General features: G+C 59.7%; 13 protein-coding genes. 3 read left to right on the forward strand and 10 right to left on the reverse strand.

Annotated elements, in window-relative coordinates:
- Positions 1-320: 320 nt before the first annotated feature.
- Positions 321-938 (reverse strand): TetR/AcrR family transcriptional regulator, encoded by a 618-nt coding sequence (locus ACM6IO_RS16240; protein ID WP_414911840.1) that lies wholly within the window; start codon positions 936-938, stop codon positions 321-323.
- Positions 939-1,100: 162 nt separating this feature from the next.
- Between ACM6IO_RS16240 and ACM6IO_RS16245 the strand changes: the two genes are divergently transcribed.
- Complete coding sequence (locus ACM6IO_RS16245) at positions 1,101-1,541, forward strand: hotdog fold domain-containing protein (RefSeq protein WP_008034574.1); 441 nt, start codon at positions 1,101-1,103, stop codon at positions 1,539-1,541.
- A 69-nt stretch (positions 1,542-1,610) separates the two neighbouring features.
- Here the strand turns inward: ACM6IO_RS16245 and ACM6IO_RS16250 are convergent, their stop codons facing one another.
- On the reverse strand, positions 1,611-2,303 hold the full coding sequence (locus ACM6IO_RS16250; protein WP_414911841.1) for a GNAT family N-acetyltransferase: 693 nt from the start codon (positions 2,301-2,303) through the stop codon (positions 1,611-1,613).
- Positions 2,304-2,653: 350 nt separating this feature from the next.
- On the opposite strand from ACM6IO_RS16250, the gene ACM6IO_RS16255 reads away from it, so the two are divergent.
- On the forward strand, positions 2,654-6,037 hold the full coding sequence (locus ACM6IO_RS16255) for an Ig-like domain-containing protein (RefSeq protein ID WP_414911842.1): 3,384 nt from the start codon (positions 2,654-2,656) through the stop codon (positions 6,035-6,037).
- Positions 6,038-6,287: 250 nt separating this feature from the next.
- Here the strand turns inward: ACM6IO_RS16255 and ACM6IO_RS16260 are convergent, their stop codons facing one another.
- The 4 genes from ACM6IO_RS16260 to ACM6IO_RS16275 form a co-directional block, all read right to left on the reverse strand.
- Complete coding sequence (locus ACM6IO_RS16260; protein ID WP_008030862.1) at positions 6,288-8,783, reverse strand: TonB-dependent siderophore receptor; 2,496 nt, start codon at positions 8,781-8,783, stop codon at positions 6,288-6,290.
- Between the two features lie 314 nt (positions 8,784-9,097).
- Positions 9,098-10,027, reverse strand: coding sequence for a FecR family protein (locus tag ACM6IO_RS16265; protein WP_414911862.1), 930 nt, complete (start codon positions 10,025-10,027; stop codon positions 9,098-9,100).
- A gap of 26 nt (positions 10,028-10,053) precedes the next feature.
- Positions 10,054-10,599, reverse strand: a complete 546-nt coding sequence (locus ACM6IO_RS16270) for a sigma-70 family RNA polymerase sigma factor (protein ID WP_008030859.1) — start codon at positions 10,597-10,599, stop codon at positions 10,054-10,056.
- Positions 10,600-10,719: 120 nt separating this feature from the next.
- Positions 10,720-11,289: a YceI family protein gene (locus ACM6IO_RS16275; protein WP_414911863.1), complete on the reverse strand. Its 570-nt coding sequence runs from the start codon at positions 11,287-11,289 to the stop codon at positions 10,720-10,722.
- 203 nt (positions 11,290-11,492) lie between these two features.
- On the opposite strand from ACM6IO_RS16275, the gene ACM6IO_RS16280 reads away from it, so the two are divergent.
- Positions 11,493-12,251: an SDR family oxidoreductase gene (locus tag ACM6IO_RS16280; protein WP_223450322.1), complete on the forward strand. Its 759-nt coding sequence runs from the start codon at positions 11,493-11,495 to the stop codon at positions 12,249-12,251.
- Between the two features lie 72 nt (positions 12,252-12,323).
- Here the strand turns inward: ACM6IO_RS16280 and ACM6IO_RS16285 are convergent, their stop codons facing one another.
- From ACM6IO_RS16285 to ACM6IO_RS16300, 4 genes are all read right to left on the reverse strand, one after another.
- On the reverse strand, positions 12,324-12,776 hold the full coding sequence (locus tag ACM6IO_RS16285) for an Ohr family peroxiredoxin (protein WP_008040597.1): 453 nt from the start codon (positions 12,774-12,776) through the stop codon (positions 12,324-12,326).
- Positions 12,777-12,845: 69 nt separating this feature from the next.
- Entirely contained in the window at positions 12,846-13,298 is a 453-nt protein-coding gene (locus ACM6IO_RS16290) for an Ohr family peroxiredoxin (protein WP_192417495.1), read from the reverse strand.
- Between the two features lie 305 nt (positions 13,299-13,603).
- Entirely contained in the window at positions 13,604-14,281 is a 678-nt protein-coding gene (locus ACM6IO_RS16295) for a phosphoribosyltransferase (protein ID WP_414911843.1), read from the reverse strand.
- A 213-nt stretch (positions 14,282-14,494) separates the two neighbouring features.
- Positions 14,495-15,142, reverse strand: a complete 648-nt coding sequence (locus tag ACM6IO_RS16300) for a hypothetical protein (RefSeq protein WP_414911844.1) — start codon at positions 15,140-15,142, stop codon at positions 14,495-14,497.
- Positions 15,143-15,531: the final 389 nt, after the last annotated feature.

The following is a 15,531-nucleotide window of genomic DNA, read 5'->3' on the forward strand; positions in this document are numbered from 1 at the left end:
CCCCCTCGAGAGGCCGAGTGGAGGTTCTGCGCAGTGGGCAACCCGGCATGGATGCCGGGTTAGCCGCGCACGGCCAGGGATGGCCGATCGCGGCGGGCCCACGGAGCAGGACCGGAGCGAGGGAATGCCGAGCCACAGCGAGGCACCGAACGAAAGGGGCAAAAGCCCTTGGTTACTTGGGGCTCTTCCAAGTGACTCGCTGTAAAAGCGAAACCAATAGCCGCCGTTACCGCAGCAACGGATATGCCCCCATTCAAAACCTCCCGTTAGCGCATGCCCTCCGAACAGCATTGCGCAATCAGGCCAGGCTTTTTTGCAGGTCAACCGCCGGAAATCGACCGCCACGCCGCCTGTGCAAGCTCGTCCCTGTAAACCTTCGGACTACCCTTCACCCGACCCGACAACCACGTCCTGCAATAGCTGTCTGCCTGACCAATAATCAGCGACAGCATCAATTCAGCCGGAAAACATTTCAACTCATCGCCTCTGGCCGAATCCGACAGCCATTCCAGCAATTGCTTGTTGCGCATCTTGTTACGGGTAGCCAGTTCGTCCTTCAAAGGCCCCTTGGTGACAGCAAATCGCGCGTGGTACTGGAAACGCGCCCATTCGGGTTGGCTGTCGACCCAATCCACGTAACTGTGCACCAGCGCATACACACCCTCTTGCGTGGTTTTCGCCTCGCTCAAATAGCTGTCGCGCAGCCTGGCCTGATCATCCAGGGCGGTGAAAAACAGCGCGGCCACCAACCCTTCCTTGTTCCCGAAGTGGTGATAAATCGCACCCACGCTGGTGTCGCATTCGGCCCGAATCATTTCAATGGTCGTGGCCTCGATCCCCTGCTCGTTGAACAGGGCGAGGGCCTTTCGAAAAATATCGCGCTTGAGTTCGGCGCGTCTTCCGGGGTAGCAGCGCTCGAGTAAATCTGACGTTTCCATGCTCAACACAGTCCCAAAAAATCGATGGTGAAGGCAGATGACTGCCATCGGACACGTGGCGACAGGTTGACAGATTTCCCGCCGACAGAATACTGTTCCGTTACAGAACATTATTCTGTAACGGAACACCATTCTGTTTTAAGCCCCTCAGCGAGGTTTCAAATGAGTCAGTTTCTCAGCATGTTCAACAGCGTGGGCCCGCAAGCATTCAGCAAAATGGCCTGTCAGGTTGCGCCCTACTTCAGCACCATCAACCCGCTGGTCACGGAGTTGCGCAAAGGCTGCGCGACGGTGCAGGTGCCGTTCGCCAAGGAAATCACCAACCACTTGGGCACCGTGCACGCGATCGCGATGTGCAATGCGGCTGAACTGGCGGCGGGAATGATGACCGACGTGTCGATTCCCGAAGGCGCACGCTGGATTCCAAAAGGCATGACGGTGGAGTACCTGGCGAAGGCAAAAACCGACGTGACGGCGGTGGCCGATGGGGGTTCCGTGGACTGGACCACGGAAGGCGACAAACTCGTGCCGGTGGACATTCACGACGTCGAGGGGAAGAAGGTGTTCACGGCGCGGATCACCATGAACGTGAAGCTTTCCTGAATTTTGCCATGGCCCAATGTGGGAGCGGGCTTGCTCCCACAGTTGATCGATTTGACTGGTGGGGCGCAGTCAGCGCGGCGACTCGCCCAACCGCTCGCGGACAAATTCATTGGCCTTGTGCGTCAATTGATCCAGATGCCGGTCACGCTGCTTTTCCGCATCGAGCATCGCCCGCTTGCCGTGCTTTTGCAGCAGGTACGTATGAATCTGCCGCACCTCCAGCGAGCTGTAGATCGACGCCACGTCGAGCAGCCCCATCAACCCGTCAGAGCGATGATCGCGGGTGTTCATCAACACCTGCGTGCCGCGCGTGCCCAGCACCTGAAAGCCCATCGATTCAAACCACGGCACCTTGGCCACCGCGCAGGTCAGCTCGGCATGCGGATAGCGGCCGACCATTTCCCGCAGCATCCGCCGCGCCACGCCCTGACGCCGATGGCCGGCCTGCACCGCCATGTATGCGACGCCGCACGCCTCGGGATCGTCCTTGATCGGCAGGTAAAGCAAGAAGCCGATGACCTGTTCCGGATCGTCCACATCGGTCGCGACCAGCAACTCCACCGCCACCCCTTTCGCCCCGTTCAGCGCCTCCAGATAGAGGTGAACCTCATAGCCGATCGCGTACTGGTAAACGTTGTACAACAGGTTGCTCGGCGGGATGGCGACCATGCTGATGTCGGTCAGGTTATCGACCACCATCTGCAGAATCTGGCTGGTGAGGTGCTCGGGGCACGAGGTTTTGAAATGGGTAATCTGGGGCATTGAGGCTCTGCTCTGACTCTGGCGGCGGACGCGCCTATCATAACGCGCCGACGAGACCGGGGTGGCGTGTCAGTTGGCAGTCATGTCGAGTGACTATGGAAATCAACTGCAGGAGCCGGCTTGCCGGCAATGGGGCCAGCGGCAACACCTCCTCACCGGGCGGGGCAATGGGGAATAACACCCTCCCCAAGACTGAGGAATATCCCCCAACTGTTAACTCTCGTTAACACTTCCCACGCATATCACTGAACCTAACGCGATGATTTATCTGACAATCTCGTTAGTGGCTCAGCTTTTGCGTCGATTTTTGCGCATGTGCCGACACCACGACACGCCCCCAGAGAACCACCATGAAAAGCTCAGCTCCTGTGAACAAGTCGCCCGGCTTTTTCCGGACGCTGGGCATTACTCTGGTGATGCTGATGACTTTCAGCCTGTCTGCGGTGAATGCCGCTCCGCTCGATGATTTCGGGCCACCGCCTCCGACCGATCCGTCAGCCTTCCATAACCCGCCTGCCGACCCTGCGGCAGCCCTGGAAGCTCTGAAAAACCTGCCCCCGGCCAATCAAGGTGCCCTGGCCTTGCCCAACGGCGTGTTCGGCGACCGAAACACGCCGCGTGCCGACAACGTACTGCCGCCCGCCGAGCAGACGTCGTTCAACTACCCCACCAACGGCAAACCCAGCCCCTTGTTCGGGGCCGAACCATTCACTCAACAACTGCTGCTGTTCGAAGAGTTCGGCTCGGAAACACTCGACCCGACTACCCCGCCGCAGACGATAACATTCCCCGTGCCAACCCTCGGCCCGGCGCCCCAGCAGGATCCGAACAACGTCGCCCGCAGCGGCCCGTCGAGTGCAGCGCTCGAAGCCTTCCTGCGCCAGCCGGGGTTGTCCCCGTTTCCTTCGCAGTTTTCCAATGTACTGGACCGCAATCCGTGGAAAGCGCAGATCGAAGCCTTCCTCAACCGGCATCCGGTAGGCTCGCCGGCGGAGGGTCGGCCACCGGGAAAAGGCTGGTCGCATCAACGCTGGAACGAGTTCTTCCCGCAGGTTCAGTTCAAGACTGTTCAAGCCGGTGCCAGAACCAACCAAGGCCTGCGTGACGCCCAACAATTGCACCACTACAACAAGGGTGAATTCGCCCCCGGCGGGCTCTACTACCAAACCTCGGACATCCCGGCGACAGCGGGCACCACTCGCGGTATCGACGTGCGTTTTCATTCAAGAATGCCGGTGCAGAATCACAACTCGCTGTGGACATTCGACGGCACCGTGCCGGCCAAATTGCTGATGGTCCGTTACGGTCAAGCGTTGCTGATGCGCCATTACAACGCCCTGCCAATCGACCCCGCAGCCAACGCCGGTTTTGGCCTGCACACCATCAGTACCCACGAACACAATGGCCACTCGCCGGCTGAAAGCGATGGCTTTACCAATGCATTTTTCTTTCCGGGGCAGTTCTACGATTATCGCTGGCCGCTGCAACTGGCCGGCTACGACACGATCAACACCAAGGCGCAGGATCCGCGTGCAGCCTTCCCCTGCTCACCGGGCGAAAAACTCTTCGTCAACGATGTCAGTCCGGGTCTCAAGACCTGCGAAAACGGCAGCATAAAAATCCGAGGCGACTGGCGCGAGACCATGAGCAGCCACTGGTTCCACGACCACATGCTCGATTTCACCGCGCAGAATGTCTACAAGGGCAATGCGGCAATGATGAATTACTACAGCGCTGTGGATCGCGGCAACGAAGCGATCGAGGACGGCGTCAACCTGCGTTTTCCCAGCGGTTCGGCGATGCCTTGGGGCAACCGCGACTACGACGTGAACCTGCTGATCTCCGATAAGGCCTGGGACGAGAACGGCCAGTTGTGGTTCAACCCGTTCAACACCGACGGCTTTCTCGGGGATCAGATGCTGGTCAACTGGCAGTACCAGCCGAGCCTGAAAGTCCGCGCGCGCAGCTATCGTTTCCGCATTCTCAACGGCTCGGTGTCGCGCTATTTCAAGCTGGCGCTGGTACGGGAAATCAGCGGCAATGGCGGTGAATTTCCGGGGCCTGCCGGCTCTGGGGTTTCCTATAATCGGGTGCCGCTCCACCTGATTGCCAACGACGGCAATATCATGGAACACGCCGTGCCGTTCGACGGCAGCATGGACCTGGATGGTGACGGCGATAAGACCAATAACAATGCGATCCTGCCAACCATGGGCATCGCCGAACGTTTCGACATCATCGTCAACTTCTCGAAAAACGGGATCAAGGTCGGCGACAAACTGTACTTCGTCAACCTGCTGGTGCACGAAGACGGCAAGGGCCCGGAAGAACCCGCCCCCCTGGCTGACGTGCTGTCCGAGAAGTACAAGGCCGTCATCAAGCAAACCAGCAATGGCCCGAAATGGGACAGGGGCGACCCGCTGGTTGGCAAATTCCTGCAACTGTTGGTTCAGCCCTACAGTGGTCAGGACGTGGCCATGGACCCGGCAGCCTTTGTGCCTGGCGGCAAGACGATGATCCCGTTGCCCATCGATCGCGACAACCCGAACGACCAGGCCAGGCTCAACGTGGCGCGGCATCGGGAGTTCATTTTCGGTCGCTCCGATGGCACCGATGAAGCACCGTGGACGATCAAGACCGATGGCGGCCCCGGCTTTCCCATGGACCCGCGCCGCATCAGTGCCGCACCGCAACTGGCCAGCGGCCCCACGGACGCCGGGTTCTCCGGCGACGGCACCCTCGAAGTGTGGAAAATCAAGAACGGCGGCAATGGCTGGAACCACCCGGTGCATGTGCATTTCGAAGAAGGCGTCATTCTCAGTCGCGACGGCAAGGCACCGCCGGAATGGGAAAAATGGGCACGCAAGGACGTCTTTCGTATTGGCGAAGGCGTCGACAGTTCAGTGGATGTCGACGTGGCGCTTCACTTCCGCGAGTTCGCCGGCACCTACATGGAGCACTGCCACAACACTCAGCACGAGGACACGTCGATGCTGCTGCGCTGGGATTCCGAGCATCCGGGGCAGTTCCAGTTGATGCCAACGCCGATACCGGGTTGGGACGGCGTCACCTTCGTCAACTCCGTGGCACTGCCGACTTTCCGCACTGGCGTTGACGGCGATGATAATGAAGGCCCGAACAAAAAACCCGTGGCCAACAATGACAGCGCCACGAGCAGTAACGGCCTGCCAGTGACCATCAGCGTGCTCGCCAACGACACCGACCCGGACGGTAACCTGCCGCTCAAGGTTGTCGGCCTGACCCAGCCGGATTCGGGCCAGGGCTCCGTGAGCACCGACGGCATTCGAGTGTTCTATATGCCACCGGCCATTGTTGCGGCGCCATTCACTGCGGTGTTTACCTACGAAGCCAGTGACAACCTTGGCGCCGTCTCGGACAAACCGGCGACGGTATCCGTGGCGGTCAGCGCTGCGGCGGCGGTGAATGAAACGTTGTTGGTCACCCGCGCTTCCGTCAACGTGCGCAGCAACAATCGCTATACTTGGGACGTGACCGGGACGACCTCGCGGGCGGCGGGCAACAGCATCACCGTCAGTGCGTCGACCACGGGCGGCCAGCTCAATCTGGGAACCGCGACGCTCACGCCGAACGGTACGGGTGCACGCTGGAGACTGTCCGTTACCACCACCGGCAACGGCCCGACACCGAGCCCGACCATCACCGTTCGCTCAGCGCTCGGGAAGACCGTTACAGCGCCAATTGCCGTGCATTAAAACGGCCACGCTTTGACGTCTGGTCAGCCACACCGCGTCGCCCGGATCGCCAGCAAGCCGGCTCCTACAGGTTCGATGGTGTGTCAGGTGAATACTGATCCTTGTAGGAGCCGGCTTGCTGGCGATGGGGCTTGCGCGGTGTATCAGATACGCCGCCATCGCTGGCAAGCCAGCTCCTACAGGTTCGGTGGTGTGTAGGAGCCGGCTTGCTGGCGATTCAGGCGACGTGGTGTGTCAGCTCAGCGGGGTGTTACCACTGATACGTCGCGCTCGCCTGAACGGTGCGCTGTGCGCCATACCAGCACCACGAATAGGAATAGCACGACGCCACGTACTCTTTGTTGGCCAGGTTGCTGGCGTTCACCGCCAGGCGCAGGTTGTCCTTGAGGCTGTTGATGTGCGGGATGTCGTAGTGCACTGCCGCATCCAGCAGCGTGTAACCCGGCACCTTCAGCGTGTTGGCAGTGTCGCCCCAGGAGGAACCGACGTAACGCGCCCCGCCGCCGACACCGAAGCCTTTGGCAACGCCGTCGTGGAAGGTGTAATCCGCCCAGACCGAGGCCGTATGACGCGGCACGCCATAGTTGGTGGTGCCTTTCGCCGGCACTGCCGGGCCGACGGCGATGTCGGTCAGCGGCGCGTAGCTCACGGTGCTGTTGGACTTGGTGATGCGGTTGTCCAGATAAGCGTACGCGGCGGTGATGTCCAGGTTGTCATTCAGGCTGGCCTTGCCTTCGAGTTCGAAACCACGGGAGCGCACTTCACCGCTCTGTTCCTGGCAACGCCCGGTGCCGCACAGGTGCGTCGGATCCGGATCAAGCGTCGGCACGTTGCTTTGGCGCAGGTCGAAGACCGACGCGGTGATAAAGCTGTTGCTGCCCGGTGGCTGGTACTTGATCCCCACTTCGTATTGCTGGCCCTCGGTCGGCTTGAACACCGAACCACCATAGCCGGTGCCCGACTGCGGTTCGAAGGATTCGGCGTAGCTGATGTACGGCGACAGGCCGTTATCGAACAGATAGACCAGCCCCACGCGACCGGTGAACGCCTCGCTGTCCAGAGAGGTTTTGGTCTTGACGTTGTTGCGCAAGTTCATCGAGCTGTTGTTGTTGGTCGCCCAGTCGTAGCGACCACCCATCAGCAACACCCACTTGTCCCATTTGATCTGGTCTTGCAGGTACAAGCCCTTCTGCTGGTTACGCTGTGTCGCGTCGGTGGTGAACGCCGGTGTGACGACCGGAACACCATAGACCGGGTCAAAGATATCCAGCGTCGGCCCCGTGCCGAAACCGGACTTGGTATCCGTGCTGGTGTTCTGATAATCGCCACCCAACAGCACCGTGTGTTGCACCGGTCCGGTGTCGAATCTGGCTTGCACCTGGTTATCCAGGGTGTAGGCATCCAGGTCGACGTCTGTGGCAATGGTCGACCGGTTGGAGGTGCGGTAATCGGCGCGCAGGTTGCTGTTGTAGAGGCTGCGATAAACGCCTTCGCTGCGCAGGTAACGCGCGTTCTGACGTAAGGTCCAGACGTCGTTGAGGTGATGTTCGAACAAATAACCGATGGAGAAATACTCGCGGTCACTCTTCTCGAAATCCTTGTCGCCGTCATAGAAATCGACATCGATGTCACGCCCGGTCGGGCTGTGCAACACCGAGCCCCACGCCGGTGTCGAACCGTACGAAGCCGCCTTCGGGTCTTTCTGGAAATGCCCCAGCAGCGTCAGCGACGTGTCATCGCTCGGGCGCCAGGTGAACGCCGACGAAATGGACTGACGCTGGGTTTCGGTGTGTTCCAGTTGACCATCGGCCTCGTCGTACAGACCGGCCAGGCGATAGGAGTAAACGCCCTGGTCGTCGAGCGGGCCGCTCAAATCGAAGGTCGTGCGTTTCTTGTCGAAGGTGCCGTACTCGACGCCGATTTCATGGAACGGCGTATCCAGCGGCCGCTTGCTGACCATGTTCACCACACCGCTGGGGCTGGCCTGCCCGTACAGCACCGACGACGGCCCGCGCAAAACGTCCACGCGCTCCAGATCAAACGAGTCTTTTTGCGGCGAGGCATCGCGACTGCCCGGCATGCGCAAGCCGTCCAGATACACGGCCGGGGAAAAACCACGGATGGTCATCTGATCCAGTCGCGAGGCGGTAGAGCCACGGGTTTCGGGAATCACACCGGCGGTGTAACGCAAAATCTGGTTGAGGTTCTCCGCGCCCTGGGCCCGCATCTGGTCCTTGGTGACCACGGAAATCGACTGCGGTGTTTCGTTCAGCGCCGTATCGGTCTTGGTCGCCGACAGCGCGCGTGTCGCGACATAACCCGCCACCGGGCCGGTCGGACTTTCGCTCGCATACGCGCCGTTGATGTTCGTGGCCTGCAACTCCAGAGAACCTTCGACCGCCTCAGGTGCAGGTTCGATGCGATAACGCGTGGCCGACAGCGCGATGGCGTTGAGGCCGCTGCCCTGGAGCAATTGGGCAAGTGCGTCGCCGGTGCTGAATGGTCCGCTCAGGCCATTGCTGCGTTTACCGCGCGTCAAGGCCGGGTCGAAGGCCAACACCAGGTCTGCCTGCTCGGCCAGGCTGTTCAGCGCCTGACTCAAATCCCCGGCCGGGATCGAAAAACTGCGGACAGCACTGGTGTGTGAACCCGCGACCGGCGATTCGGCAGCCAGCAGCGGCGCCGCGACAAAAGCCATCGCCACTGAAAGCGCCAGTGGGTGCAACGGACGAGCAAAGCGAGACATGAGAAATCCTGCGAAATGGAAGGCGTTACTAACCATGACGGCCATGTCGGAAAAACAGACAATGAATGCGAGCGATTTGCATTAATATTTTTTGAAACCCCGAAACCCTGTAGGAGCGAGCCTGCTCGCGATGGCGGTGGGTCAGACAGACCGTGTCGTCTGGATCGCCAGCAAGCCGGCTCCTACAGGTTGGGGTAAAACGGTATTGATGCCTTCCTCAACCTTGTAGGAGCTGGCTTGCCAGCGATGGCGGTGGGTCAGGCAGACCGTGTCGTCTGGATCGCCAGCAAGCCGGCTCCTACAGGGTTGGGGGGTTAGAGGGGTTTGATCACCACCAGCAGATCGGTGAAGTGCTCGACCTGGATCGGCAGGTTGTCCGCCAGTGTCGCGAGCGCAGCATCGGTGTCGTCGAGGCGGAACACGCCGGAGACGCGCAGCCCTTGCAGCGCCTGTTCGTCGTAGCGCACCAGGCCCCGTCGGTAACCGGCGAGGGCCTGAAGCACTTCGCTCAAGGGGCGGTCATCGACTTTGAGCAGGCCCCGGGTCCAGGCATCCGGGTGGGCGTTGCCGATAGGTTGCGGTGCTTGCGCCCGGCCCTCTCTGAGGGTGGTTTGCTCGCCCGCCGCGACGTTCACCGCCTCGGCGCCGTTGGCTTTGGCGGCTACGACAGACTCCAGCACACTGACCACGGTCGAACCATCGGCTGCGCGTTTCACCAGATAGCGCGTGCCCAGTGCCGTCGCCGTCCCCTGATCAGTGCGCACCACAAACGGACGCCGGGCGTCCTTGGCCACCTCGACCCACATCTCCCCTTCCAACAACTCGATGACGCGCTGCTGGCCGTCGAACTTCACGTCCAGCGCCGAATGACTGTTGAGCTGAATATGGCTGCCGTCCGAAAGCACCACCTCGCGCCGCTCGCCCACGCCGGTACGTTGATCGGCGAGCCAGACCGGCATGTTGTCCAGGCCGATCCAGCCACAGACCAACACACCCAGCAGCGCAATCGCCTGGGCGCCACGGCCCGACACTCTCGGGCCCGGCCGGGCAAAGGCATGCTTGAGGGCAACGCGTGCGGGGGCGGCAGGCAGTTCGTCAAAACCGCCCCACAAAGCCCGCATGCGCTCCAGGGCGAGCGCGTGTCGCGGGTCGGCTTCGCACCAGACATCGAAAGCCGCACGTTCGGCGTCGGTAGCCAAATCGTCGTGCAACAACGTCAGCCAGTAAGCCGCCTCAAGGATCATCTGCTCGGAGGGTGGATGGACGTTCGTCACGACGGCTGTTCCGCCCCGTACAGGGTGTTGTAGCAATGGACGAGCGCACCGGCGACGTAGTTTTTGACCGTGCTGGCGGACACTTTCAGTTCAATCGCGATCTCGCTGTAGGTAAGGCCGTCGAGCCGGCTGAGCAGGAACGCCTCGCGGTTCTTGTCTGGTAACCCGGCGAGCATCACAGCGATTTTTTCCAGCGCCTCAAGCGCCACATGGATCGCTTCGGGGTCGGGCATGCCGGCGTCATGCGCCTGGATCGCCAGCGCCTCGAGGTACGCCTGCTCGATCCGCCGGCGTCGGGCACCATCAATCAACAAGCGCCCCGCCATGGTCGCCAGAAACGCGCGCGGCTCTTTGATGGTGTGAGGCTCGGCGAGGGTGAGCACGCGAATGAACGCGTCATGGGCCAAATCGGCCGCACGTTGCGAACAGCCGAGTTTTTTCCGTAGCCAGCCATGCAACCAGGAATGGTGATCGCTATAGAGGTCGGTGAAGGTCCGCCGACGACGGGCAACGTCGTCATCAGCCACGGAAAAATCGCGCATACGCAAAAATTTCTCAAATAAGAAAGATTACCAGTAGCGCGAACGATGACAGTAAAACCATGGCAGAGCAAGCGACGTAAAGCCGCGGTGAATCAGAACATTGCGCAGGAGGCTAAACAGCTATTGCTCCGGCGCAACCATCCGGAACCTGATGTTGATATCGTCGGAAACCACCGTATCCGCCCACTCGCCTTCACCAATTTTGAAGTCGCTGCGCTTGAGCGTCAGCTGGCCATCGAATATGCCGATGCCTTTCTGGGACTTCAGCAGGACCGGCACTTGCACCGTGCGCGTTATTTTCTTGAGGGTGAGATTGCCGGTGATCAAGTAACGGTTGTTGCTCAACGCTTTTACAGCGGTCGATTCAAATGTCGCCTTCGGATAAGCGGCCGTGTCGAACCACGCGGGCTTTTTCAGCTCTTCGTTGGCGTCACTGCTTCCGGCATCGATGCTGTCGAGCTCGATCGTGAGCACCGCGTGGGCTGCCGAGGGGTTCGCCGTGTCGAAATCCAGCGTGCCTTCGAACTTGCCGAACGTGCCGTAGACCCGTGAGCTGAACTGTTTGTAGGTGAAAGAGATCGTGCTGGCGGTCTCATTCACCTGTTTGTATTCGATGGCATCGGCGCACGGCAACACGCCGAGCGTGAGCGCGACAAGCACGGCGGCGGAACGCGGGAAACGAAGGTTCATGGGATTCTCCGGCAGGACGCCCTGGTGCAGTGAGGTGCTGCACACAAAGGCCAGCCACAGGTGGACTAAAGCAAAAAATCGCCGTTTGCGCCATGGGTGCACCGGCGGCCCGACCACCTGTCGCGCAACCCCGTTACGCGCCGGATGCCTGAGTCATGCAGGTGTTTAATGAGTGTTCCATTCACCGCAACGGGAGACGGGTCATGAAAATCGTCGTCATCGGAGGGACTGGACTGATCGGCAGTCAACTGTGCAAAAACCTGCGGGCACTGGGGCATGAAGCGCTGGCAGCGTCGCCGAGTACCGGCGTCAACGTCATCAGTGGCGAAGGACTGAAGGAAGCCTTGAAAGGCGCAGACGTGGTGGTGGACGTGGCGAACTCGCCCTCATTCGAGGATCACGCGGCGTTGCATTTTTTCGAAACGGCCGGGAAAAACCTGTTCGCGGCGGAGAAAATCGACGGCGTCAAACACCATGTTGCACTGTCGGTGGTCGGCACCGAGCGCATGCTCGAAAGTGGTTACTTCCGGGCGAAAATGGCTCAGGAAAAACTCATCAAACACTCGGGCATTCCTTACACGATCCTGCGCGCCACGCAGTTCTTCGAGTTCATCGGTGCCATTGCCTACTCGGGCCGCGAAGACGGCAACACCATCCACCTGACCCCTGCCGCACTGCAACCGATTGCCTCGCTCGATGTCGCCACGGCGCTGACCGATATCGCCTTGAAAGCGCCAGACAACCAGACCCTGGAAGTCGCCGGGCCGGATCGCAGGCCAATCGTTGAATTCGTGAGCCAGTATCTGCAGCACATCAAAGACCCGCGCGAGGTTGTCCCGGATGACACGGTTCCTTACTTCGGTGCGCCCATCAACGATCAGTCACTGACGCCAGGAGCGAATCCGATCGTGGGCGCGACACGTTTTGAACATTGGCTGAAGAGCACATTGGCGTCCAATTGACGCTTATCGATGTTGCCCGGGCCGGCGGCCGGTTCGACTCGCCTGGCGAAGTCGAACCGGTCGTGCGGTGCATCACTCGGTGATGACGTTCAACGTCACGTCGATGTTGCCGCGAGTGGCTTTGGAGTACGGGCAGATCTCATGGGCGCCATGCGCCAGTTTCGTTGCGACCTCGTTCGACAGGCCCGGTACGCGCAGGGTCAATCGCCCCTGGATGAAATACGCCTGGCCGGTCTGGCCCAAATCAACTTCGATGTCTACCGCCGTGTCGGCCGGCAGTGTCACGTTCAGCTCCTTGGCCACCAGGCCGACGGCGGCGCTATAGCAGGCCGACCAGGCGCCGGAGAACAATTGCTCGGCGGTCGGGTGCGGCAGAATGTTCGAAAACTGGTGCGCCGGTTTTGCGCTGCCGGGCGAGGACAGCACGATGTCGAGGTTGCCGTTGTGGCCGCGCGACGTGTTGCCGGCTGCACTAGGGGTGGTGTGGGTTTTGCCGGTTGCCAGGACTTTTTCGATCTTGCTCATGATGAATGCTCTCTATTGGGGATTTGTTTTTCGCGTGCGCTTTTATCGCACGCGATGTTTTGACAATAATTAAACGGTGAGGACGTTCAGTGCCACATCAATATTGCCGCGTGTTGCTTTCGAGTATGGGCAGATCTGATCAGCGGTGTGCGCCAGCGTGGTGGCGATGTCGTGTGGCAGGCCAGGTACGCGCAGAGTCAAACGAGCCTGAAGGAAGTAGGCCGGGCCGGTTTGCCCCAGATCGACTTCGATGTCGACGGAAAAGTCCGCTGGCAGTACCACGTTCAAATCATTGGCCACCAGACCGACGGCTGCGGTGTAGCACGCCGACCATGCACCGGCGAACAGTTGCTCGGCAGCCGGGTGCGGCTGGGTGCCGGCAAACACATGAGCAGGTTTGGCGCTGCCGGGTGTCGACAGGGTGATGTCGAGGCTGCCGTTGTGGCCGCCGGATGTATTGCCGGCAGTGCTGGCGGTGGTGTGGGTTTTGCCGGTGGCCAGGACTTTTTCGATCTTGCTCATGGGGTGAATCCTCGATATTGCGATAGGTTTGATTTAGTGTCGCATTCGATTGTGTCGCATGCGATTGATGAATATTCACGCAGATGCCGGTGGGTGTCAATAGGTGGTTAGCGAGTTCTGCGACGAACGGTGTAAACCGTGAGGCCGCTATCGCCGGCAAGCCGGCTCCTACAATGTGCGCGTGCAAACCCGATCCTTGTAGGAGCCGGCTTGCCGGCGATGGCGCCCTCAAGATCAACGCAACTTCCAGCCAAAAAAAATGGGCCACCCTGCAACGGATGACCCATCTCTCAAACCCCAAATGTTTACGCCGCCCCACTCCCCTGCCGCTGCCACGCCCGCGTCAACAACCTGATGACCTCGGCATCCGCAGTCTGGGAAAAATCCACGTACCAATGCCCGATCGACATAAACCAATCAGCAGTGATCGGGCACACCAATTCATCCACCTCACCGCGCAGCGCCTCCGCCGTTTCAACCGGCGCCACCGGCACCGCGACGACAATGCGCGCCGGCGCCTGTGCGCGCACCGCGTGAATCGCCGCCCTCATCGAAGCGCCCGTCGCCAGGCCATCGTCAATCAGAATCACCACCTGATCCTTGAGCTGCACCGGCGCGCGCGTTCCGCGATACACCTGCTCACGCCGCAGCAGTTCGCGGGTTTCCCGTGCGACCACGGCATCGAACGCGGCCTGATCAATCGGGTGTGCCCGCAGCGTATGCTCATTGAGGATTTGAATACCGCCGCTGGCAATCGCGCCCATCGCCAGCTCCTGATGGGTCGGAACGCCCAGTTTGCGCACCAGCATCAGGTCGAGGCGAACGTCCAGCGCGGTCGCCACTTCATACGCCACCGGCACACCGCCACGGGGCAAGGCGAGGACGATGACATCGGGGCGATGCGCGTACTTGAGCAACGGCGCCACCAGCCGCCGACCGGCATCGGCGCGGTCTTGCAGAATGGTTGTCGATGAAGGACTCATGTGGAAAACCTCCCCAGGCGATCAAGCCTGTCGGTTTACATGACCGTCACTCTGGATTGTCAGTCCGAAGGTGGACGACAGCAAGCCCGCCGGCCTACACCGACGACTCGACTTTCTGGAGCAACTTTTGACGCAAAAAAAAAGAGCCACCCTGTTACGGGTGGCCCTCTTTTTAAACCGGAGGTGTCCGGAAAGTTCAGCGAACGTTACAACTTAGCAAGCACTCGCAACAGCCCGCTGCGGCACCACATCGTCGTTCTGTTTTATCACTCGTTGAGTCAATGCCAGCATTGCCAGGAAACCCAGAGCAATCAACAGCGGATACGCCATCAACAGTTCAGAGAGTGAATACTTCCAGGCCAACGGGCGTCCGACACCCAGCAGGGCCGCATACATCCAGGACACCGCCGACAGCGAGCCGCAGAACAGCGCCAGCATCCGAGCGCTAAACTCGAGCTTGAGCAGCGATCCGGCCTTCTGCATAGCCGGCAACACCAGGCGATGCAACAAGATGCCGTTGTACGTCAGCAACATGACAATGATCACTTTGGCTTGAAGTTTCGGGTTCATGAAGTACTCGACTCCCTTCTCCAGGTAATCAATACCCACAATTGCAATACCGGTGACCCACAACGCAATCAATGCAACAACGACAGACGTCTGGAGACTTTCCAGATGCGCATTATCGTGTTCCGAAAACACCTTGCCCTTCAACAAGTTCTTAACCATGGCTACATCACTGGTCAACACCAAACCAATGGCAACACAACAGGCGACCAAGTGAGCATAAACAACACCCAACCGCACAAATTCCATACACTCTTTGTTTTCGACCAGACTCATAATTGTATTTATAGACACGGTACTTCTCCAACTGATTATACAGTGCGAATCATTAGTTCAGCGGGGCTCTAATCGAGTTACAGGCCCTACGAGATCCGACTGATAAAAGACAAGCCAAATCAGTGATTTGGCGCGGCTGAACCGATTAATTTGCCCGGCAAATCAAGTTCGGCTATTTGTTGGCTCCTGAATTTCAGGTAAAAAAATCCTCATTTGCATTCAATGCATATGAGGTTCGGGATCCACTTCTCTTTCTGCAGCTGCAGGGGCAGGTCATGGCGACGTGCTGAAGTATCAGAGGGCATTAAAGCAAAAATGTTCATTTTTCGTGCAAACCACCGACAAACGGTTAGTTCAGCAGAAGCAACTCACCTCATTGGATAATTTCCAACTTCCCTGAAAGCCAC

This window comes from Pseudomonas sp. IT-P44 (genome assembly GCF_949768225.1).
Lineage (GTDB): Bacteria > Pseudomonadota > Gammaproteobacteria > Pseudomonadales > Pseudomonadaceae > Aquipseudomonas > Aquipseudomonas migulae.